The sequence below is a fragment of the Streptomyces composti genome, from assembly GCF_012034205.1.
Lineage (GTDB): Bacteria > Actinomycetota > Actinomycetes > Streptomycetales > Streptomycetaceae > Streptomyces > Streptomyces composti.
Genome location: NZ_JAATEM010000004.1, coordinates 72,554 through 91,877 on the forward strand (window position 1 = coordinate 72,554; position 19,324 = coordinate 91,877).

General features: G+C 73.6%; 18 protein-coding genes and 1 pseudogene. 12 read left to right on the plus strand and 7 right to left on the minus strand.

Annotation, left to right across the window (positions count from 1 at the left end; translation table 11 throughout):
* The first annotated feature begins 64 nt into the window (after nucleotides 1–64).
* Genes cobM through cobC form a run of 6 tightly spaced genes read left to right on the plus strand, consistent with a single transcriptional unit; the run spans nucleotide 65 to nucleotide 6,367 of the window.
* The gene (gene cobM / locus HCJ93_RS04755; protein ID WP_167991347.1) at nucleotides 65–883 is read left to right on the plus strand and encodes a precorrin-4 C(11)-methyltransferase; all 819 of its coding nucleotides are present in this window, start codon (nucleotides 65–67) and stop codon (nucleotides 881–883) included.
* The gene (gene cbiE, locus HCJ93_RS04760; RefSeq protein ID WP_167991348.1) at nucleotides 880–2,130 is read left to right on the plus strand and encodes a precorrin-6y C5,15-methyltransferase (decarboxylating) subunit CbiE; all 1,251 of its coding nucleotides are present in this window, start codon (nucleotides 880–882) and stop codon (nucleotides 2,128–2,130) included. The genes cobM and cbiE overlap by 4 nt, the downstream gene beginning before the upstream one ends.
* Nucleotides 2,127–3,809, plus strand: coding sequence for a precorrin-3B C(17)-methyltransferase (gene cobJ, locus HCJ93_RS04765; protein WP_167991350.1), 1,683 nt, complete (start codon nucleotides 2,127–2,129; stop codon nucleotides 3,807–3,809). Before cbiE ends, cobJ begins: the two co-directional genes overlap by 4 nt.
* A complete protein-coding gene (locus tag HCJ93_RS04770) occupies nucleotides 3,806–4,402 on the plus strand; it encodes a precorrin-8X methylmutase (RefSeq protein ID WP_167991352.1) in 597 nt (198 codons plus the stop codon). The genes cobJ and HCJ93_RS04770 overlap by 4 nt, the downstream gene beginning before the upstream one ends.
* Nucleotides 4,399–5,313: a sirohydrochlorin chelatase gene (locus tag HCJ93_RS04775; protein WP_167991354.1), complete on the plus strand. Its 915-nt coding sequence runs from the start codon at nucleotides 4,399–4,401 to the stop codon at nucleotides 5,311–5,313. The genes HCJ93_RS04770 and HCJ93_RS04775 overlap by 4 nt, the downstream gene beginning before the upstream one ends.
* On the plus strand, nucleotides 5,285–6,367 hold the full coding sequence (gene cobC, locus HCJ93_RS04780) for an Rv2231c family histidinol phosphate aminotransferase CobC (protein ID WP_167991356.1): 1,083 nt from the start codon (nucleotides 5,285–5,287) through the stop codon (nucleotides 6,365–6,367). Before HCJ93_RS04775 ends, cobC begins: the two co-directional genes overlap by 29 nt.
* A 205-nt stretch (nucleotides 6,368–6,572) precedes the next feature.
* Here the strand turns inward: cobC and HCJ93_RS04785 are convergent, their stop codons facing one another.
* The 3 genes and pseudogenes from HCJ93_RS04785 to HCJ93_RS04795 all read right to left on the minus strand — a co-directional run.
* Nucleotides 6,573–7,520, minus strand: coding sequence for an SCO1860 family LAETG-anchored protein (locus tag HCJ93_RS04785; RefSeq protein ID WP_167991358.1), 948 nt, complete (start codon nucleotides 7,518–7,520; stop codon nucleotides 6,573–6,575).
* Between the two features lie 257 nt (nucleotides 7,521–7,777).
* Nucleotides 7,778–8,869 carry an amidohydrolase family protein gene (locus tag HCJ93_RS04790; RefSeq protein WP_167991364.1) on the minus strand — a complete coding sequence of 364 codons (1,092 nt, stop codon included), beginning with the start codon at nucleotides 8,867–8,869 and terminating at the stop codon, nucleotides 7,778–7,780.
* A gap of 110 nt (nucleotides 8,870–8,979) precedes the next feature.
* A pseudogene (locus HCJ93_RS04795) lies at nucleotides 8,980–9,359 on the minus strand (ATP-binding cassette domain-containing protein); the annotation flags it as partial.
* Between the two features lie 145 nt (nucleotides 9,360–9,504).
* Here HCJ93_RS04795 and HCJ93_RS04800 point away from each other — a divergent pair.
* The 6 genes from HCJ93_RS04800 (at nucleotide 9,505) to thpD (ending at nucleotide 15,038) form a co-directional block, all read left to right on the plus strand.
* Nucleotides 9,505–10,605 carry a pyridoxal-phosphate-dependent aminotransferase family protein gene (locus HCJ93_RS04800; RefSeq protein WP_167991366.1) on the plus strand — a complete coding sequence of 367 codons (1,101 nt, stop codon included), beginning with the start codon at nucleotides 9,505–9,507 and terminating at the stop codon, nucleotides 10,603–10,605.
* A gap of 97 nt (nucleotides 10,606–10,702) precedes the next feature.
* Nucleotides 10,703–11,257, plus strand: coding sequence for a DinB family protein (locus tag HCJ93_RS04805; RefSeq protein ID WP_206316891.1), 555 nt, complete (start codon nucleotides 10,703–10,705; stop codon nucleotides 11,255–11,257).
* A gap of 366 nt (nucleotides 11,258–11,623) precedes the next feature.
* Nucleotides 11,624–12,130, plus strand: a complete 507-nt coding sequence (ectA, locus tag HCJ93_RS04810) for a diaminobutyrate acetyltransferase (protein WP_167991368.1) — start codon at nucleotides 11,624–11,626, stop codon at nucleotides 12,128–12,130.
* Between the two features lie 255 nt (nucleotides 12,131–12,385).
* Nucleotides 12,386–13,657 (plus strand): diaminobutyrate--2-oxoglutarate transaminase, encoded by a 1,272-nt coding sequence (gene ectB / locus HCJ93_RS04815; RefSeq protein ID WP_167991369.1) that lies wholly within the window; start codon nucleotides 12,386–12,388, stop codon nucleotides 13,655–13,657.
* Nucleotides 13,658–13,721: 64 nt separating this feature from the next.
* Nucleotides 13,722–14,120 (plus strand): ectoine synthase, encoded by a 399-nt coding sequence (locus HCJ93_RS04820; RefSeq protein ID WP_167991371.1) that lies wholly within the window; start codon nucleotides 13,722–13,724, stop codon nucleotides 14,118–14,120.
* A gap of 6 nt (nucleotides 14,121–14,126) precedes the next feature.
* Entirely contained in the window at nucleotides 14,127–15,038 is a 912-nt protein-coding gene (gene thpD, locus HCJ93_RS04825; RefSeq protein WP_167991373.1) for an ectoine hydroxylase, read from the plus strand.
* Nucleotides 15,039–15,196: 158 nt separating this feature from the next.
* Here thpD and HCJ93_RS04830 read toward each other — a convergent pair whose 3' ends face one another.
* The 4 genes from HCJ93_RS04830 to HCJ93_RS04845 all read right to left on the minus strand — a co-directional run bounded on the left by HCJ93_RS04830 (nucleotide 15,197) and on the right by HCJ93_RS04845 (nucleotide 19,220).
* Nucleotides 15,197–16,249 (minus strand): aminotransferase class V-fold PLP-dependent enzyme, encoded by a 1,053-nt coding sequence (locus HCJ93_RS04830; RefSeq protein ID WP_167991375.1) that lies wholly within the window; start codon nucleotides 16,247–16,249, stop codon nucleotides 15,197–15,199.
* 136 nt (nucleotides 16,250–16,385) lie between these two features.
* On the minus strand, nucleotides 16,386–17,114 hold the full coding sequence (locus HCJ93_RS04835) for a DsbA family oxidoreductase (RefSeq protein ID WP_167991376.1): 729 nt from the start codon (nucleotides 17,112–17,114) through the stop codon (nucleotides 16,386–16,388).
* A 96-nt stretch (nucleotides 17,115–17,210) separates the two neighbouring features.
* Nucleotides 17,211–17,615, minus strand: a complete 405-nt coding sequence (locus tag HCJ93_RS04840; protein ID WP_167991378.1) for a GNAT family N-acetyltransferase — start codon at nucleotides 17,613–17,615, stop codon at nucleotides 17,211–17,213.
* 75 nt (nucleotides 17,616–17,690) lie between these two features.
* Entirely contained in the window at nucleotides 17,691–19,220 is a 1,530-nt protein-coding gene (locus tag HCJ93_RS04845; RefSeq protein WP_167991380.1) for an aldehyde dehydrogenase (NADP(+)), read from the minus strand.
* Nucleotides 19,221–19,324 lie beyond the last annotated feature (104 nt).

Below are 19,324 nucleotides of genomic sequence, written 5' to 3' on the forward strand. Positions count from 1 at the left end.
CGCTGCCCCGCCCACTGTGTGAACCGCCTTGTCCCGCTCGTCCCTCAGGAGAGGACCGATATCCATGGCCGATGCCCCCACCGGCAAGGTGACCTTCGTCGGTGCAGGACCGGGTGCCGCCGATCTGCTGACGTTCCGGGCCGCGCGCGCCATCGCCGAGGCCGACGTGGTGATCTGGGCGGCCAGCCTGGTGCAGGCCGAGGTGCTCGAGCACGCGCGTCAGGGCGCGGAGATCCTCGACTCCGCGGCCATGTCGCTGGAGGACGTCGTCGCCGTGTACGAGCGGGCGCACGCCCAGGGGCTGAGGGTGGCCCGGATCCACTCCGGTGATCCCGCGCTGTGGGGCGGCACCCAGGAGCAGCTGGACCAGTGCCGCCGGATCGGCATCGCGACGGAGGTCGTGCCGGGCGTGTCGTCGTTCTCCGCGGTCGCCGCGCTCGCGCAGCGGGAGCTGACGATCCCGGAGATCGCGCAGTCGGTGGTGCTGACCCGGCTGGGCGGCGGCAAGACGCCGATGCCGCCCGGTGAGGAGGTCCGCGAGTTCGCCCGGCACGGCACCACCATGGCGGTCTTCCTGTCGGCGGCGCGCAGCGGCCAGCTGGTGCGGGAGCTGCTGGAGGGCGGCTATCCGACGACCACGCCGGTGGTGGTGGCGTATCAGGCGACCTGGCCGGAGGAGCTGCTCGTCAAGTGCACGATCGGCACGCTGGAGGAGACGGTCAAGCGGCACAGGCTGTGGAAGCACACCCTGTTCCTGGTGGGCCCGGCGCTCGACGCGCACGGCACGCGCTCGCATCTGTACCACCCGGGTCACTTCCACGGGTACCGCAAGGCCGACCCGGAGGCGCGGCGGGCGCTGCGGGCGCGGGGTGCCGGCACATGATCACCGTGGTGGGAATGGGGACGGAGGCGTCGGGATCGCACGTCCCCCAGGAGTTGCTCGCCGGTACCGCACTTGCCGTGGGCGGGCGGCGGCATCTGGAGGCGGTGGCGCTGCCGGAGACCGCCGAGCGGGTCGTGCTGGGCCCGTTGGCGCCGGCGCTGGAGAGGATCGCCGGGTGCGTGGCCGAGGGGCGCCCCGTGGTGGTGCTGGCGTCGGGGGATCCGGGGTTCTTCGGGATCGTGCGGGCGCTGGCCGAGCGGTTCGGGCCTCAGGCGCTGCGGGTGCGGCCCGGGGTGTCGTCGGTGGCCGCGGCGTTCGCGCGGCTCGGGCTGCCCTGGGACGACGCGGTGGTGGTCAGCGCGCACGGGCGGGACGCCCGAACGGCGGTCCAGCTGTGCCGGGCGCACCCGAAGGTGGCCGTGCTGACCGGTCCGGGCGCCGGTCCTGCGGAGCTGGGGGCGGCGCTGGCCGGGCACTGCCCCGGCCGGGTGCTGGTGGTGGCGTCGTCGCTGGGCGATCCGGTGCGCGAGCGGGTGGAGCGGGTCACGCCCGCCGAGGCCGCGGCGCGGGACTGGGGCACGGCGGTGAACGTGGTGCTGTGCCTGGACGAGTCGCGGGCCCTCGGCCCGGTGCGGACGGTGGCGGGCGGGCTCGGGCGGCCCGCCGGGTGGGCGCTGGACGAGGCGGAGTTCACCCACCGGGACTCGATGATCACCAAGTTCGAGGTGCGTGCGCTGGCGCTGGCCCGGCTCGGTCCGCGCCCGGGTGAGCTGGTGTGGGACGTGGGCGCCGGATCGGGTTCGGTGGCCGTGGAGTGCGCGCGGCTGGGCGCCGCCGCCGTCGCGGTGGAGCAGGCCGCGGACGGGGTGGAGCGGATCCGCGCCAACGCGGCCGCGCACGGCGTCGATGTGCGCGTGGTGCACGGCACGGCGCCGGCCGCGCTGGCGGAACTGGACGATCCGGACGCCGTGTTCGTCGGCGGGGGCGGGCGCGACCTGCCCGGCGTCGTCACCGCCTGCGCGCGGCGCGCCCGGCGGGCCGTGGTGGTCGCCCTGGCCGCACTGGACCGGGTGCCGGCCGCCCGCGCGGCGCTCGCCTCGGCCGGACTCGCCTGCGACGGGGTGCTGTTGCAGTCGTCGCGGCTGGCGCCGCTGCCGGGCGGGGTGACCCGGCTGGCGGCGGCCAATCCCGTTTTCCTGCTGTGGGGCGTGCGCCCCGCGGCACACAGCGAAGGAGTTGCCCAGTGATCGGCCTGATCTCCGCCACGGCGGCGGGAGCGGCGGCGCGGGACCGGCTGGCCGCGGCGTGGCCGGACCGGACGCGGGTGTACGGCGGTCCGGTACGGGACGCGGTGCGGGCCGCGTTCGCCGAGTGCGAGCAGCTGGTGTGCTTCCTGGCCACGGGGGCCGTGGTGCGGCTGGTCGCGCCGCTGCTGGAGGACAAGCGCAGCGACCCGGGTGTGGTGTGCGTCGACGAGGGCGGGCGGTTCGCCGTGTCGCTGCTCGGCGGGCACGCCGGCGGGGCGAACGGACTGGCCCGTGAGGTCGGTGAGGTGCTGGGCGCCGAGCCGGTGGTGACGACGGCCACCGATGCCGTGGACCTGGCGGGTCTGGACACCCTGGGCCTGCCGGCGGAGGGTGACGTCGCCGCCGTGTCGCGGGCGCTGCTCGACGGCGAGGAGGTGGCGCTGGACGCCGAGGTGGCCTGGCCGCTGCCGCCGCTTCCGGCCGGCGAACGGGGCGCGTACACCGTCCGCGTCACCGACCGGCTCGTCACGCCCGGCCGGGGTGAGGTCGTGCTGCGTCCGCCGTCCCTGGTCGTCGGCGTGGGCGCCTCGCGGGGCGTCCCGGCCGAGGAGGTGCTGGCGCTGGTCGGGGAGGCGCTGCGGGAGGCCGGAGTGTCGGCCGCGTCGCTCGGGGAGCTGGCCACGGTGGACGCCAAGGCCGGGGAGCCCGGCATCGTGGCGGCAGCCCGGCACTTCGGTGTGCCGCTGGTGACGTATCCGGCCGAGGAGCTGGCCCGCGTGGAGGTGCCCAACCCGTCCGACGCGCCGCTCGCCGCGGTCGGCACCCCGTCGGTGGCGGAGGCCTCGGCGCTCGCGCGCGGCGGTGAACTCCTCGTCCCCAAGCGCAAGTCGGCGATGGCGACCTGCGCGGTGGTACGGCGCCCGGGGCGCGGCCGGCTCGCGGTGGTGGGCCTCGGACCCGGCGCCCGGGACCTGCTGACCCCGCGCGCGAAGGCGGAGCTGCGGCGCGCCGCGGTGCTGGTGGGCCTTGACCAGTACGTCGAGCAGATCCGTGATCTGCTGCGGCCCGGAACCCGGATCATCGAGTCCGGCCTGGGGGCCGAGGAGGAGCGGGCGCGCACCGCGGTGGCCGAGGCCCGGCGCGGGCAGTCGGTGGCGCTGATCGGCAGCGGGGACGCGGGGGTCTACGCCATGGCCTCGCCGGCGCTCGCGGAGGCCTCCGACGACATCGACGTGGTCGGGGTGCCCGGTGTGACGGCGGCGCTGGCGGCCGGGGCGATCCTGGGCGCCCCGCTGGGCCACGACCACGTCTCCATCTCGCTGTCCGATCTGCACACCCCGTGGGAGGTCATCGAACGGCGGGTGCGGGCGGCGGCCGAGGCGGACCTGGTGGTGACCTTCTACAACCCCCGCAGCCGGGGCCGTGACTGGCAGCTGCCGAAGGCGCTGGCCATCCTCGCCGGGCACCGGGCGCCCACCACGCCGGTCGGCGTCGTGCGCAACGCCTCCCGCCCGGACGAGACCAGCCGGATCACCACGCTGGCCGGGATCGACCCGGCCACGGTCGACATGATGACGGTCGTGACGGTGGGCAACACCGCGACCCGGACCGTCGCGGGGCGCATGGTGACGCCGCGCGGCTACCGCTGGCAGACGGATGCGAAGCAGGAGGCCCGGTGAAGCGCGTCGTCCACCCCATCGAGCAGGAGTCCTTCCGCAGGCTGCGCGCCCGCCTGGACACCTCGCACTTCCCGCCGCTGACCCGCGCGGTCGTGGAGCGGGTGATCCACTCCTCCGCCGACCTGGAGTACGCCTCCGATCTCGTGATGGACGAGGACGAGCTGACGAAGGCTCATGCGGCACTGCACGCCGGGGCGCCGGTCGTGGTGGACGTGGAGATGGTCGCGGCCGGCATCACCCGCCGCGAGACCGTGTGCCGGCTGAGGGACGCCGAGGCCGGGCCCGGCCTGACACGGTCGGCGCACGCCGTGCGGCTCGCCTTCGAGGAGGTCGGGCCGGGCGCCCTGTGGGTGATCGGCTGCGCACCGACCGCGCTGGAGGAGCTGCTGGCCCTGGACGCCTCCCCCGCCCTGGTCATCGGCCTGCCCGTCGGCTTCGTCGGCGCGGCCGAGTCCAAGGCGGCGCTGCGCGCCAGCGGGCTGCCCGCCGTGAGCAACGTGTCCGAGAAGGGCGGTTCGGCGGTGGCGGCCGCCGCGCTCAACGCCCTGCTGTACCACCCCGTTTCCCCCGACCCTTCCGAGGAGAACCTGTGACCACCCCGCCCGCTCTGCTCATCGCCGGCCACGGCACCCGCGACGCCGCCGGGGCCGAGGCGTTCCGCGCCTTCGTGCGGGAGCTGGGCCGCCGCCATCCCGGACTGCACGTCGCGGGCGGCTTCATCGAACTGTCCCCGCCGCCGCTGGGCGAGGCCGTCACCGAGCTGGTCGGCCAGGGGGTGCGCCGGTTCGCGGCCGTGCCGCTGATGCTGGTGTCGGCAGGGCACGCCAAGGGCGACATCCCGGCCGCGCTTGCCCGCGAGAAGGAACGGCACCCGGGCATCTCGTACACCTACGGCCGGCCGCTGGGCCCGCACCCCGCGCTGCTGAGCGTGCTGGAGCGCAGGCTGGCGGAGGTGCTCGGCGACTGGGACCCGGCCGAGGTGACGGTGCTGCTGGTGGGGCGCGGCTCCACGGACCCGGACGCCAACGCCGAGGTCTTCAAGGCGGCCCGGCTTCTGTGGGAGGGGCGCGGCTACGCGGCCGTGGAGACGGCCTTCGTCTCACTCGCGGCGCCCGACGTGCCGAGCGGCCTCGACCGCTGCGCCCGCCTCGGCGCCCGCCGCGTCGTCGTCCTCCCGTACTTCCTCTTCACCGGCATCCTCCCCGAGCGCGTGAAGCACCAGGCCGAGGAATGGGCGGCAAGCCGTCCGGACGTCGAGGTGCGCTCCGCGGAGGTCATCGGCCCGGAGCGGGAACTCCTCGACCTGGTCTGGGAACGCTACGAGGAGGCCGTGCGCGGCGATCTGCGCATGAACTGCGACAGCTGCGTCTACCGGATCGCGCTGCCCGGCTTCGAGGACAAGGTCGGCATGCCCCAGCAGCCCCACTTCCACCCCGACGACGACGGCCACCACCATCACGGACACGGACACGGTCATGCCCACTCGCACTCCCACGCCCACTGAGCCGGTGGACGCGCACGATCTGCGGCACCACGGGGACGCCGAGGTGCGCGACGACGGCGCCGCGCTGACCGACCTGGCGGTCAACGTCCGCGCGGACACCCCGCCGGACTGGCTGCGCGACCGCATCGCCGCGTCCCTGTCCGGCCTGGCCGCCTACCCCGACGGCCGTGCCGCCCGCGCGGCGGTGGCGGCCCGGCACCGCCTGCCCGCCGAACGGGTCCTGCTCACCGCGGGCGCGGCCGAGGCATTCGTCCTCCTCGCCCGCGCCCTGAAGGTCCGCCGACCGGTGATCGTGCACCCGCAGTTCACCGAACCCGAGGCGGCCCTGCGCGACGCCGGCCACACGGTGGACCGCGTCCTGCTCCGCGAACCGGACGGCTTCCGCCTCGACCCGGAGCTGGTCCCCGACGACGCCGACCTGGTCGTGATCGGCAACCCGACCAACCCCACCTCCGTCCTGCACCCGGCCGCGGCACTGGCCCGGCTGGCCCGCCCCGGCCGCACCCTGGTGGTCGACGAGGCCTTCATGGACGCGGTCCCCGGCGAACGCGAGTCCCTGGCCGGCCGTACGGACCTGCCCGGCCTGGTGGTCCTGCGCAGCCTCACCAAGACGTGGGGCCTGGCCGGCCTGCGCATCGGCTACGTCCTGGCCTCCCCCGGCACCATCGCCGACCTCGAACGCGCCCAGCCGCTCTGGCCCGTCTCCACCCCGGCCCTCGCGGCGGCGCAGGCCTGCATGGAGCCCCGTGCCCTGGCCGAGGCGGACCGCGCGGCCCACCGCATCGCAGCGGACCGCGCCCATCTCATCGCCGGCCTGCGCCGTTTCACCCCCCACGGTCTCCGCCTGGCGGAACCCCCCGAGGCCCCCTTCGTCCTCATCCGCCTCCCCGGCGCGGCCCGGATCCGGACCCGCCTCCGCGCTCTCGGCTACGCGGCCCGCCGTGCCGACACCTTCCCCGGCCTCGGCACCGACTGGCTCCGCCTGGCGGTGCGGGACACAGCGACGACGGACGGCTTCCTGGCCGCTTTGGACAAGGCCCTGTCGGCCGGCTGACACGAGGGGGCTCCGCCCGGGACCTTCAGCTCACCGGCCCGGGTCTCGGGCCGCCCCCTCGCCCGGCGCCCGGCCCCTCCGGCCCGGCGAGCCGGACGGCGCGGAGGGGCTCACCTCCCGGCCCGCCGAGACGGGCGGTGGGCCGGCACGGGTCCGGCGACCCGGCCCGCGTGCGGAACCCCCGGCCGGGTCGCCGAACCCGGGGTCAGCTCTTCCGGCGACGGGACAGCAGCACCGCCCCCGCACCGACCCCCAGCAGTGCAACGGCCCCGGCCGCGACATACGGCGTCATCGCGTCACCGCCCGTCTCCGCGAGGCTGGCGCCCGCCTCCTTCTCCTCCGGCTTCCCCCGCTCCCCCTGCGGCTCGGCCCCGGCCCCGGAGTCCTGCTCAGGAACGACAGCCTCCTGCTGCTGCTCCCCCTGCCGCTTCTCGATCGCCGGCGCCTCACACCTCGCCTCCACCAGGGTCACCGCCCCCTCCACCTCGGCGACATTCAGCTTGAGCGGGTTCACCGAGACCGACAGCTTCAGCGCCGTGGCCACCGCCGTCCGCGAGGACGTCTCCGTCTTCGACAGATCCAGCCGCACCTCGCCGACCCCCGGCACCTTCACCTCGGTCGGCCCGTTCGACGTCAGCCGCACCCGCTTGCCCAGCACCGTCACCGCTCCCGGCAGCGTCGCCGACGCCAGCGGCGTGCTCCCCGCCTCGCACACCGCCTTGGAGCTGACCTTCTCCACTTCGATCAGTCCCAGCCGCGGCAGCCCGGGCACATGCACCCGCGCCTTCGCCAGCGTGGCCGACGACTCCGCCTTGCCGCCCTCCACGGCGGCCGCCGCATCGGCGGCCTCAGCGCTCAGCACGGTGAACGCACGCCCCCGGTCGACGCCGTCCAGGCTCGCCGTGAGCGCCGTCCTGCGTGCACTCTGCGGCGCACTGACCTCGTTGAGGCTGAGCGACAGCGGAACGTGCACGGACTTGTCGGCCAGAGCCACATCGAGGTCGGTCCGCAGGACGACGGCCCCGGCCGCGCCCTTCTCCCCGTTCTCCCCCGGCCGGCCGGTGGCGTACGCGGAACCCGCCGAGGCCAGCGCAGCTGACCCTGCGGCGAGCACGGTGGCCGTGGCGACGGCGGCCCAACGGCGCGCGGACATACGGAACTTGGTGCTGTTCAAGGTGGTGGAACCCCCCATGAGACGTGTGGGACCCGGCAAGAATGTCCGGGGCGCACACCGCCCGTCAGCGATCCGCCGACACTTCACCCCATCGGGGTGATCCCGCCGAGGTGTTCGATTCGAGAGGCACGCCCGTTCCCCCGTGACACGCCGGCCACCCCCTCCCGGGTGAGCGCACCGGCACGCACCCCACTCCTCGCGCCCCCGGTCCGCACACCTTGGCGACGCCTCGGTGGCTAGGCGACCACCCGTCCGTTCAGCACCACCCGGCGCGGCCCCTTCAGCACCCGCACGTCCGCACGCGGATCGGCCTCGTACACCACCAGATCCGCCGGAGCCCCCTCCTCGAGACCGGGCCGTCCGAGCCACTTCCGGGCCGCCCACGTCCCCGCCGCCAGCGCGTCCAGCGGCGGAATGCCGGCCGTGACCAGCTCACCCACCTCCTCCGCCGCCAGCCCGTGCGGCAGGCTGCCCCCGGCGTCGGTGCCGACGAAGACGGGGATGCCCGCGTCGTGGGCGGAGCGGACGGTCTCGTAGCGGCGGGCGTGCAGCCGGCGCATATGGGCCGACCAGTCGGGGAACTTCTTCTCGCCGCCCGCGGCGAGATCCGGGAACGTGGCGATGTTGACCAGGGTGGGCACGATCGCCACCCCCCGCTCGGCGAACAGCGGAATGGTCTCGTCCGTCAGCCCCGTGGCGTGTTCGATGCAGTCGATGCCGGCCTCGACCAGGTCCCGCAGGGAGTCCTCGGCGAAGCAGTGGGCGGTGACCCGGGCGCCGAGCCGGTGCGCCTCGGCGATCGCCGCCTCGAGCGCCTCGCGCGGCCAGCAGGCGGACAGATCGCCCAGGTCGCGGTCGATCCAGTCGCCGACCAGCTTCACCCAGCCGTCGCCGCGCCGCGCCTCCTGGGCGACATGGGCGACGAGGTCCTCCGGCTCGATCTCCCAGGCGTAGTTGCGGATGTAGCGGCGGGTGCGGGCGATGTGCCGCCCGGCCCGGATGATCTTCGGCAGGTCCTCGCGGTCGTCGATCCAGCGGGTGTCGGAGGGCGAGCCGGCGTCGCGCAGCAGCAGCGCGCCGCCGTCGCGGTCGGTGAGGGCCTGCTTCTCCGCCACGTCCCCGGGGACCGCGCCGTGCCGGTCGAGGCCGACGTGACAGTGGGCGTCGACGAGTCCGGGCAGGACCCAGCCCTCGACGGTCCGGATGTCACGGGCACCGGCGGGGCGCTCGTAGGTGATCCGACCGCCGACCACCCAGAGCTCGTCGCGGACCTCCTCGGGCCCGACGAGCACCCTCCCCTTGACGTGCAGCACCGCGCGTTCGCTCATACCCGGCACCCTAGTCAGGGCTCACCCGGCGCCCCAGCCAGGGGTCGGCCGGCACCCGGCGGGGTCACCGGGCACCCGGCCGGGGAGAGCGTCCGGGGCCCTGCCACGGCTCACGGCGACTTGCTCACCTGGTCCCCGGTCCCTTCCTCCACCTCGGCCATCGCCGGATCCAGCAGGCGGGACAGGAAGTGGCGGGTGCGCTCGTGCCGGGGCGGCCGATCACCTCGTCCGGGGTGCCGTCCTCGACGATCACCCCGCCGTCCATGAAGACGACCCGGTCGGCGACCTCGCGGGCGAAGCTCATCTCGTGGGTGACGACCATCATCGTCATCCCCTCCTCGGCGAGCATCCGCATGACGGCGAGGACGTCGCCGACCAGTTCCGGGTCGAGGGCCGAGGCCGGCTCGTCGAACAGCATCACCTCGGGACCCATCGCCGGCGCGCGGGCGATGGCGGCCCGCTGCTGCTGTCCGCCGGACAATGAGGAGGGTTCCGTTCATAAGACGATGTTTGAGGGCCCGAGACAAACGTAGGGCCTGGCCGCCGGTCGACCTGAGAACCGGGCGCACGGGCGGTGGCCGGCGGGTGGATACCCTCGGTGGCGTCGACCGACCCGCGAGCGAGAGAGAACCCCCGTGACCCACCCCCTCCTCGACCTGGCCCCGCTGAGCGCCGCGCACTTCGCCTCGATCGAGGACCGGGTGGCACGGCTGCTGCGCACCGGGCAGGACGTCGTGATCATGCAGGGCGAGGCGCTGCTGCCGCTGGAAGGCGCGATCCGGGGGTGCGCGGGTCCCGGCACGACCGCGCTGAACGTCGTCACCGGCCCCTACGGGCAGACCTTCGGCGACTGGCTGCGGGACTGCGGGGCCACGGTGATCGATCTCACCGTGCCCTTCCACACGGCGGTGACCGCGGCGCAGATCCGGGAGGCGTTCGCCGAGCACCCGGAGATCGACTTCGTCTCCCTGGTGCACGCCGAGGCGGCCACCGGGAACACCAACCCGGTCGCGGAGATCGGCGAGGTCGTGCGGGCGCACGGCGCGCTGCTCTACCTGGACGCGGTCGCCTCGGTCGGCGCCGAGCCGGTGCTGCCGGACGCCTGGGGCGTCGACCTGTGCGTGATCGGGGCGCAGAAGGCGATGGGCGGCCCGGCCGGGGTGTCGGCGGTGTCGGTGAGCGAGCGGGCCTGGGCCCGGATGGCCGCCAACCCGAGGGCGCCGCGCCGCTCGTATCTGTCGCTCCTGGACTGGAAGGAGCGCTGGATCGACGGCGGCCGCAAGGCCCTGCTGTTCGCACCGGCCCAGCTGGAGATGCTGGCCCTCGAGGCCTGCCTGGACCGCATCGAGTCGGACGGCCTGGACGCGGTCATGGCCCGCCACGCCTTTGCCGCGGCGGCCACCCGCGCCGGCGCTCTCGCCCTGGGCGGCGGCCTCCAGCCGTACGTGCACGACCCCCGCGAGGCCGCCCCCGTCGCCACGACCCTCCGCTCCCCCGACGGCACCGTGGCCGCGGACCTGGTCTCCCGCGCACTCGCCGCGGACCCGTCCCTCCCCCTCTCCGCGGGCGGCGGCCCCCTCTCCCGCGAGATGATCCGCGTCAATCACTACGGCCCGGACGCGACCCGCGCGGCCGTCCGGGCAAGCCTGGTCGCCCTGGGCACCGCCCTCGCCGAACAGGGCCTCGGCGTGGACGTACCGGCCGCCCTGCGCGCCGCGGAGGAAGCCTGGCGCTGACGCGGACCCCGGGCCCCTGAATGGGCCGGAAGCCTTCCCGCCGGCTGCCGTGGCCTGATCGGCACGCCCGGCGTGGGCGGCGCGCCATGCTGCCTCCATGGCTGACGGTGCTTCCGAATCCGCGCAGACCCCGCAGGGCCCGGGGACCTTGCCCGACGGGCGGGCGATTCCGCCGTTGACCGGGGACGAGCGGGCGATGCTCGAGGGGTGGCTGGAGTTTCACCGGGGCACGTTGCTGCTGAAGTGTTCGGGCCTGGACGACGCCCAGGTGCGGCTCGCGGCCGTGGAGCCGTCCGTGCTGACGCTGCTGGGGCTGGTGCAGCATCTCGCCGAGGTGGAGCGGAACTGGTTCCAGCGGGTGGTCGCGGGTCTTGAGGTGCCGCCGGTGTTCGAGGACCCGACGGGCTACGCGCTCGATCCCGCGCGCGGACTCGGCGAGGCGGTCGCCATCTGGCGCCGTGAGGTGGAACGCGGACGCGAGCTGTGCGCCGGGCGGTCGCTGGAGGACACCGGCCGGATGGTGGACGGCCCGGTGGCCGGTGCCGAGGTCAGCCTGCGGTGGGTGTACATCCATCTCATCGAGGAGTACGCGCGGCACAACGGGCACGCCGATCTTCTGCGGGAACGCATCGACGGAGTGACCGGCGCATGAAATCGCGCAGGACAGCGGTATTGTCCGGCACCCACACCCGCGCATATTCTCCGGCGATATTCTCGGCTTATCTCGCCATTACCTCGGAGAGCAGCTTCCCATTCTCTTCTGCCCGCTTCTCGCGGACCTAAACGCCCCAATTTCAAGAACGAAATCCCGCGCATTCCGGACATCGCTCCGTGCTGTTATCCAGTTGTGACCGGTTCCACAGCCTGCCCGGTCCGTCCGGTATTTCCGCAGGAAAACGGGGCATTCCGCTGCGCCTCTCACGCGGGCACGCACGCACGCGCGATAACACATACCAGGCTCTTACGTAACCCCGTCAGGCGATGCAATTTTGAATTTACCTGGGTAAGTTCAAATTCCATGACTGCCGCACAAGCAGACCTGCAAATCGACCGCCCGACCGTGGCGGACGGAGCCGTGCTGTGGCGGATAGCCAGGGACTCGAAGGTCCTCGACCTGAACTCGTCGTACAGCTATCTGCTGTGGTGCCGGGACTTCGCCGCCACATCGGCCGTGGTCCGTGACGAGGACGGTGAACCGATCGGCTTCGTCACCGGCTACGTCCGGCCCGACAGCCCGGGCACCCTGCTGGTCTGGCAGGTGGCGGTGGACGAGACCCACCGCGGCCGCGGTCTGGCCGCCGCTCTGCTGGACGGGCTGGTCGCCCGGACCGCCGCGGAGCACGGGGTGACCACGGTGGAGACCACCATCACCCCCGGCAACACCGCCTCGGAGCGCCTGTTCACCACGTTCGCCGAGCGTCACGGCGCCCGGCTGGAGCGCGAGGTGCTCTTCGAGACCGCTCACTTCCCGGACGGGCCGCACGACCCCGAGGTGCTGTACCGCATCGGACCCCTCACGGCCTGACCGGGCGGCCGTCGCGCGACCACCGGCGGCCGGCCGCCGGGCCGCCGCGTGACCGGCCACCGACCGAACAGCGCGAACGACCGGCACGGACGCACAGCGCGCCGCCCGCCCCGACGCCGACCGACGACCAGCGACCGACCGCCGGCCGACGCCCGCCGACCAGCGGCGCCGACCGGCACCGAGCGCACACCCGCACGACTTCCCGACCGCCCGACTTCCTCTTGACCTCCCACGCCACCTGAGGAGCGATTCGTCGTGACCATCACCCAGCCCGACCTCAGCGTCTTCGAGACCCTCGAGTCCGAGGTGCGCAGCTACTGCCGCGGCTGGCCCACCGTCTTCGACCGTGCGCACGGCAGCCGCATGTACGACGAGGACGGCCACGAGTACCTCGACTTCTTCGCCGGAGCAGGCTCACTCAACTACGGGCACAACAACCCCGTCCTGAAACGGGCCCTGATCGACTACCTGGAGCGTGACGGTGTCACGCACGGGCTCGACATGTCGACCACCGCCAAGCGGGCCTTCCTGGAGTCCTTCCAGAACTGGATCCTGCGCCCGCGCGACCTGCCGTACAAGGTCATGTTCCCGGGCCCGACGGGTACCAACGCCGTGGAGTCCGCGCTGAAGCTGGCCAGGAAGGTGAAGGGGCGCGAGGCGATCGTCTCGTTCACCAACGCCTTCCACGGCATGTCGCTCGGCTCCCTCGCCGTGACCGGCAACGCCTTCAAGCGGGCCGGCGCCGGCGTCCCCCTGGTGCACGGCACGCCGATGCCGTTCGACAACTACTTCGACGGCCAGGTCCCGGACTTCCTGTGGTTCGAGCGCATCCTCGAGGACCAGGGCTCCGGCCTGAACAAGCCGGCCGCCGTGATCGTCGAGACGGTGCAGGGCGAGGGCGGCATCAACGTGGCCCGGCCCGAATGGCTGCGGGCGCTCGCCGACCTGTGCGAGCGGCAGGACATGCTGCTGATCGTCGACGACATCCAGATGGGCTGCGGCCGCACCGGGGCCTTCTTCTCCTTCGAGGAGGCGGGCATCACGCCGGACATCGTCACCGTGTCCAAGTCCATCAGCGGCTACGGCCTGCCCATGGCGCTGACCCTGTTCAAGCCCGAGCTGGACGTCTGGGAGCCGGGCGAGCACAACGGCACCTTCCGGGGGAACAACCCGGCCTTCGTCACGGCGACCGCCACCCTGGAGGCCTACTGGGCCGACGGTGCGGCGATGGAGAAGCAGACCCGCAAGCGCGGTGAGCAGGTCGAGCAGGCGCTCGCCGCCATCGCCGAGGAGAACGCCGACGAGGTCAAGGAGTACCGGGGCCGCGGCCTGGTGTGGGGCATGGAGTTCCACGACAAGTCCCGCGCCGAGCGGGTCGCCCGGCGCGCCTTCGAACTCGGCCTGCTGATCGAGACCTCCGGTCCCGAGAGCGAGGTCGTCAAGCTCCTGCCGGCCCTGACCATCACCCCGGACGAGCTGGACGAGGGCCTGACCACGCTGGCCAGGTCCGTCCGCGAGACCGCCTGACGGCCGGTCGCACATCCGCCGTCACCGACGGCCACCACCACCATCTAGGAGGCATCGCAGCACCGTGATTGTCCGTTCCTTCAAGGAGATCGAAGGCACCGACCGGCATGTGAAGTCCGCGTCCGGCACCTGGGAGAGCAAGCGCATCGTCCTCGCCAAGGAGAAGGTCGGCTTCTCCCTGCACGAGACGATCCTGTACGCGGGTACGGAGACGTCGATGTGGTACGCGAACCACATCGAGGCCGTCGTCTGCATCGAGGGCGAGGCGGAGCTGACCGACAAGGAGACCGGACGGACGTACACGATCACGCCCGGCACCATGTACCTCCTGGACGGGCATGAGCGGCACACGCTGCGCGTCAAGGAGGACTTCCGCTGCATCTGTGTGTTCAACCCGCCCGTCACCGGGCGGGAGGACCACGACGAGAACGGCGTCTACCCGCTGCTCACCGAGGAGGTGTGAGGTTTCATGACCACCGCGACCACCACCACCGGCACCCAGGTCCCCGACCTGTACCCGACGCGCGGCACCACCGAGGTGCTCACCCCGCGCCAGGACCCGGTCGTCTGGGGCGCGCCCGACGCCCCCGGCCCGATCACGCCGGCCGACCTGGGGGCCTACGAGCGTGACGGCTTCCTCGCCATCGACCAGCTGATCGACGAGGACGAGGTCGCCGTCTACCGGAACGAGCTGAACCGGCTCGTCTCCGACCCGGAGATCCGGGCCGACGAGCGCTCCATCGTCGAGCCGAAGTCCAAGGAGATCCGCTCGGTCTTCGAGGTCCACAAGATCAGCGACGTGTTCGCGCGTCTGGTGCGCGACGAGCGCGTCGTGGGCCGCGCCCGGCAGATCCTCGGCTCGGACGTCTACGTCCACCAGTCGCGGATCAACGTCAAGCCGGGCTTCGGGGCCAGCGGCTTCTACTGGCACTCGGACTTCGAGACCTGGCACGCCGAGGACGGTCTGCCCCGGATGCGCACGGTCTCGGTCTCGATCGCGCTGACCGAGAACTACGAGACCAACGGCGGACTGATGATCATGCCGGGGTCGCACAAGACGTTCCTCGGCTGCGCGGGTGCCACGCCGAAGGACAACTACAAGAAGTCGCTGCAGATGCAGGACGCGGGCACGCCCTCGGACGAGGCGCTGACCGCGATGGCCTCCGAGCACGGCATCAAGCTGTTCACCGGCAAGGCCGGCTCGGCGACCTGGTTCGACTGCAACTGCATGCACGGCTCCGGGGACAACATCACCCCGTTCCCGCGCAGCAACGTCTTCATCGTGTTCAACAGCGTCGAGAACGCTGCGGTGGAGCCGTTCGCCGCGCCCGTCCGGCGCCCCGAGTTCATCGGGGCTCGGGACTTCACACCGGTGAAGTGACCGCACAGCCGTACAAGGGCACATCGGCGCCGGTGACATGACGGCGCGTTCGTCGCCGCCGTAGTCGCTGCGGCGCATCAGGACCGCGGGCCGGGCCTCCTCGTGTGGGACAGGGAGGCACCGGCCCGCTGCCGTGCCGCTGGACGGACGCCCGCCGCTCAGCCGGACAGCGCGTCCAGCAGCCGGTCCACGTCGGCGGCCGTGTTGTAGAGGTGGAAGGACGCCCGCAGGTTGCCGGCCCGGTCGGAGACCGCGATGCCCTTCTCGGCCAGCTCCGGCTGGAGACGGCCGAGTCCGGGCACGGACACGATGGGCGACCCCGGTGAGGGCACCGGCTCGTGGCCCAGCTCGGCCAGTCCCGCCCGGAAGCGGTCGGCGAGCGCCAGGTCGTGGGCGCGGACGGTGTCGATGCCGATCTCCTCGACCAGGGTGAGCGAGGCACGCAGCCCCGCGTAGGTGAACAGGGCCGGGCTGGAGTCGAACCGCCGTGCGGAGCGGGCGAGGTCGGCGACCGGACCGTAGCAGCTCTCCCACGGCCGTTCCCCGGCCACCCAGCCGGCCTGCACCGGCATCAGGTCGCCGAAGTCCTTTGGCACCACCAGGAAGGCGGCCCCGTGCGGGCCGAGCAGCCACTTGAACGTGATGGTGACGGAGTAGTCGAAGGCGTCACCGTCCACCGGCAGCCACCCGGCGGCCTGCGAGAAGTCGACATAGGTGCGGGCCCCGTGCTGCCGTGCCGCCTCGCGCAGCGCGTCGAGGTCGGCGATCCTGCCGTCGGCGGACTGCGCGGCGCTGACCGCGACCAGCGCGGTGCCGGGCCGCACGGCCTCCGCGATCTGCTCCAGCGGCACGGCCCGCACCTTGAGGTCGCCGCGGGCGTGGAACGGGTTGAGGACGGAGGTGAAGTCGTCCTCGGCGGTGAGCACTTCGGCGCCGGGCGGCAGCGAGGCCGCGACCAGCGAGGTGAACAGCGCGACCGAGGCCCCGGCCGCCACCCGCTCGACGGGAACACCGGCCAGCCGTGCGTACGCGGCCCGGCACGCCTCCACGTCGGCGTAGAGCGGATCGAGCGCCCCGCCCTCGGCCCGCAGCCGGGCGGCGCGGTCGAGGGCGGCCACGGTACGGGCCGGCAGCAGCGCGTTGCTGGCGGTGTTCAGGAATGTGGTCTTCGGGGTGAACTCGGCACGGACGAGGCTCTCGAAGGTCTCCATGAGACCACTCTGCGGCCCGCCGCACTCCCCGTCCATTGCTCAGATCTGCGCAGTATCCCTAAGCACTGCTTATGCATGGCTTCTGACCTGCGCCTGTGACACCCCTTCAGGGATGCTGCGGCCGCCGGTTCCGGCCCTATGGCTGCGGTACGGCGCACCCGTCCGGACCGCAGGCCTCGGCCTCGGTCCCGGAGCCGCCGCCGTCGTCGATCAGGCGCACCGGGGTCCGCTCGTCCCAGGCCCGGCCCAGTGCCCGGGTGAACACCTCGACGGGCTGGGCGCCGGAGACGCCGTAGGTGCGGTCGATGACGAAGAACGGCACCCCGCGGGCGCCGAGCCGTGCGGCCTCCCGCTCGTCCTCGCGGACCGCGGCGGCGTAGGCGTCCGGGTCGGCGAGCACGGCGCGTGCGGCCCCGGACTCCAGCCCGGCCTCGGCGGCGAGTTCCACGAGCCGTTCGTCGTCGCCGAAGACGGAGCGCTCCTCGGCGAAGTTGGCCCGGTACAGCCGGTCCAGCAGCTCGCCCTGGCGTCCCTGCTCGCGGGCGAAGTGCAGCAGCCGGTGCATGTCGAAGGTGCTGCCGTGGTCGCGTCCGCGGGTCCGGTAGGGCAGCCCCTCGGCGGCGGCCTGCGCCCCGAGGCTGTCCTCGCCGGCCTCGGCCTGCTCCCTGCTCATGCCGTACTTGCGGGTGAGCATGGTGATCACGGGCTCGATGTCGCCCTTGGCCCGCCCCGGGTCCAGCTCGAAGGACCGGTGCACCACCTCGACCTCGTCCCGGTGCGGGAAGTCCCGCAGCGCCTTCTCGAATCTGGCCTTGCCCACGTAGCACCAGGGGCAGGCGATGTCGGACCAGATCTCCACACGCATCGCGGCGGCACTCTCCCACTCGTTCTCGGCACACGGAGACCCACCCTCCGCAACTGCGTGAACATTCAAGCAGTGAGCTCTCATTCCCGGGCGCCCTCACCGCCGGTTGCCGGTGTGCACCTCGAGCACCGCCTCGGCGTGGCCGCTGGTCCGCCACAGCGCCACGCAGGCGGCGTGCAGGGCGGCGCCGATGCCGGTGCGCCGGCGGCCGCTGCCGGCCTGGAACCGGAACCCTGTCACCGTGCGGAGACCTGCGCCGCCGGGCGGGCGGAAGGAGTCGATGCCGGCCCGGCTCGCGCCCCGCGCCGCGCACGGCACCTGCCCGTCCGGCCGCTCGATCGCCTCCCGCCGGCGGGCGGGCCAGTCCAGGCCGTCGTCCGGGAGGCGCTCCGGGTAGTACGTGGCGCGGGCACGCCGGTGCAGGGCCGCCACGCCGGGGGCGTCGGCGGGCGGGGCGGTTCGGGCCTCCGGGGAGCCGGCGGTCCGCCGGCTTCCGATCATGACGTCTCGGGCGCCGCCCGCCGGGCGGCGGCGCCGGGCCGGACCGGATCGGTGCCGCCGGGCCGCGGCTCCCGGCTAGCGCTCCAGCCGCCCGTCGATCCTGCGGGGCAGGCCCAGGGGGTTGTCGTCCCGCAGTTCCGGGGGCAGCAGGGCCTCGGGCGTGTTCTGGTACGCCACCGGGCGCAGCCAGCGCTCGATGGCCGTGCCGCCCACCGAGGTGGAGGTGGAGGTGGTGGCCGGGTAGGGGCCGCCGTGGTGCTGGGCATGGGCGACGGCGACTCCGGTGGGCCAGCCGTTGACCAGGACCCGCCCGGCCAGCGGGGTCAGCTCGGCGAGGAGTTCCGCTCCGCGCCCCTGCCCCTGGGCCTCCTCGGCGGACAGCTGGAGCGTGGCCGTCAGGTTGCCGGGCAGGCGGGAGAGCACCGCCCGCACCTCGGTCTCGTCGGTGTAGCGAGCCACCACGGTGACCGGTCCGAAACACTCCTCGAGCAGCAGGTCGTGCTCGCCCTCGCGGGTCAGCTTCCCGGCCGGCACCGTCAGGATGCCCGCGCTGACCGTGTGCTCGCCGCCGGCGCCCGGGGTCAGCGGGGACTCCACGCCGTCCAGCCGGGTGCGTTCGGCGACTCCGGCGACGAAGTTGTCCCGCATCCGGTGGTCGAGCATCACCCCGGACTCCACATTGCTGACCGCGTCGGTCAGCGACTTGACCAGCCGGTCGCCGCCCGGGCCGGACGGCACCAGCACCAGTCCCGGCTTCACACAGAACTGGCCGACGCCCAGCGTCATCGATCCGGCCAGTCCCGCACCGATCTCCTCGGGCCGTTCGGCGGCCGCGGCCTCGGTGACGACGACCGGGTTGAGGGAGCCGAGTTCACCGTGGAACGGGATCGGCACCGGGCGGGCCGCCGCCGCGTCGAACAGGGCGCGCCCGCCGCGCACCGAGCCGGTGAACCCGGCTGCGGCGACCAGCGGGTGCCGGATCAGCTCGAGACCGGCGTCGAAGCCGTGCACCAGGCCCAGCACGCCGTCCGGCAGCCCGTGCCGGGCGGCGGCCCGGCGCAGCACCTTGGCGGCCAGTTCGGACAGCGCCGGGTGGTCGGGGTGGGCCTTGACCACGACGGGGCAGCCGGCCGCGAGGGCGCTGGCGGTGTCGCCGCCGGGGACGGAGAAGGCGAAGGGGAAGTTGGAGGCCGAGTAGACGGCCACCACGCCGAGCGGCACCTTGAAGCGGCGCAGGTCGGGCACGGGCGGGGTGGCGGAGTCGTCCGGGTGGTCGATGATCACGTCGAGGAAGGCGCCCTCCTCGACGATGCCCGCGAAGGCGCGCAACTGGTAGCAGGTGCGGGCGAGTTCTCCGTTCAGCCGGACCGGGCCCAGCGCGGTCTCGGCGTCCGCGGTCTCGACCAGCCCCTCCCTGGCCGCCTCCAGCTCGTCGGCGCAGGAGCGCAGGAAGGCGGCGCGCACCCCCCGGTCGGCCAGGGCGTCCCGCGCCTCGTGGGCGGCGCGGACGGCAGCGTCCACCTCCTGGGCTGTGGCCTCGACCGCGACCTGTTCGCGCTGCTTCCCGGTTCGGGGGTCGACACTCCAGACTGATGCTGCTGCCACCGCGGTCCCTCCAGACCTGGGGACGTTCGATATGCTGAACGCTGTCTCCATGTGTGAACTCGCCTGGAGACTATATCCATAGTTCCTCGGCGGACGAAGGGGCA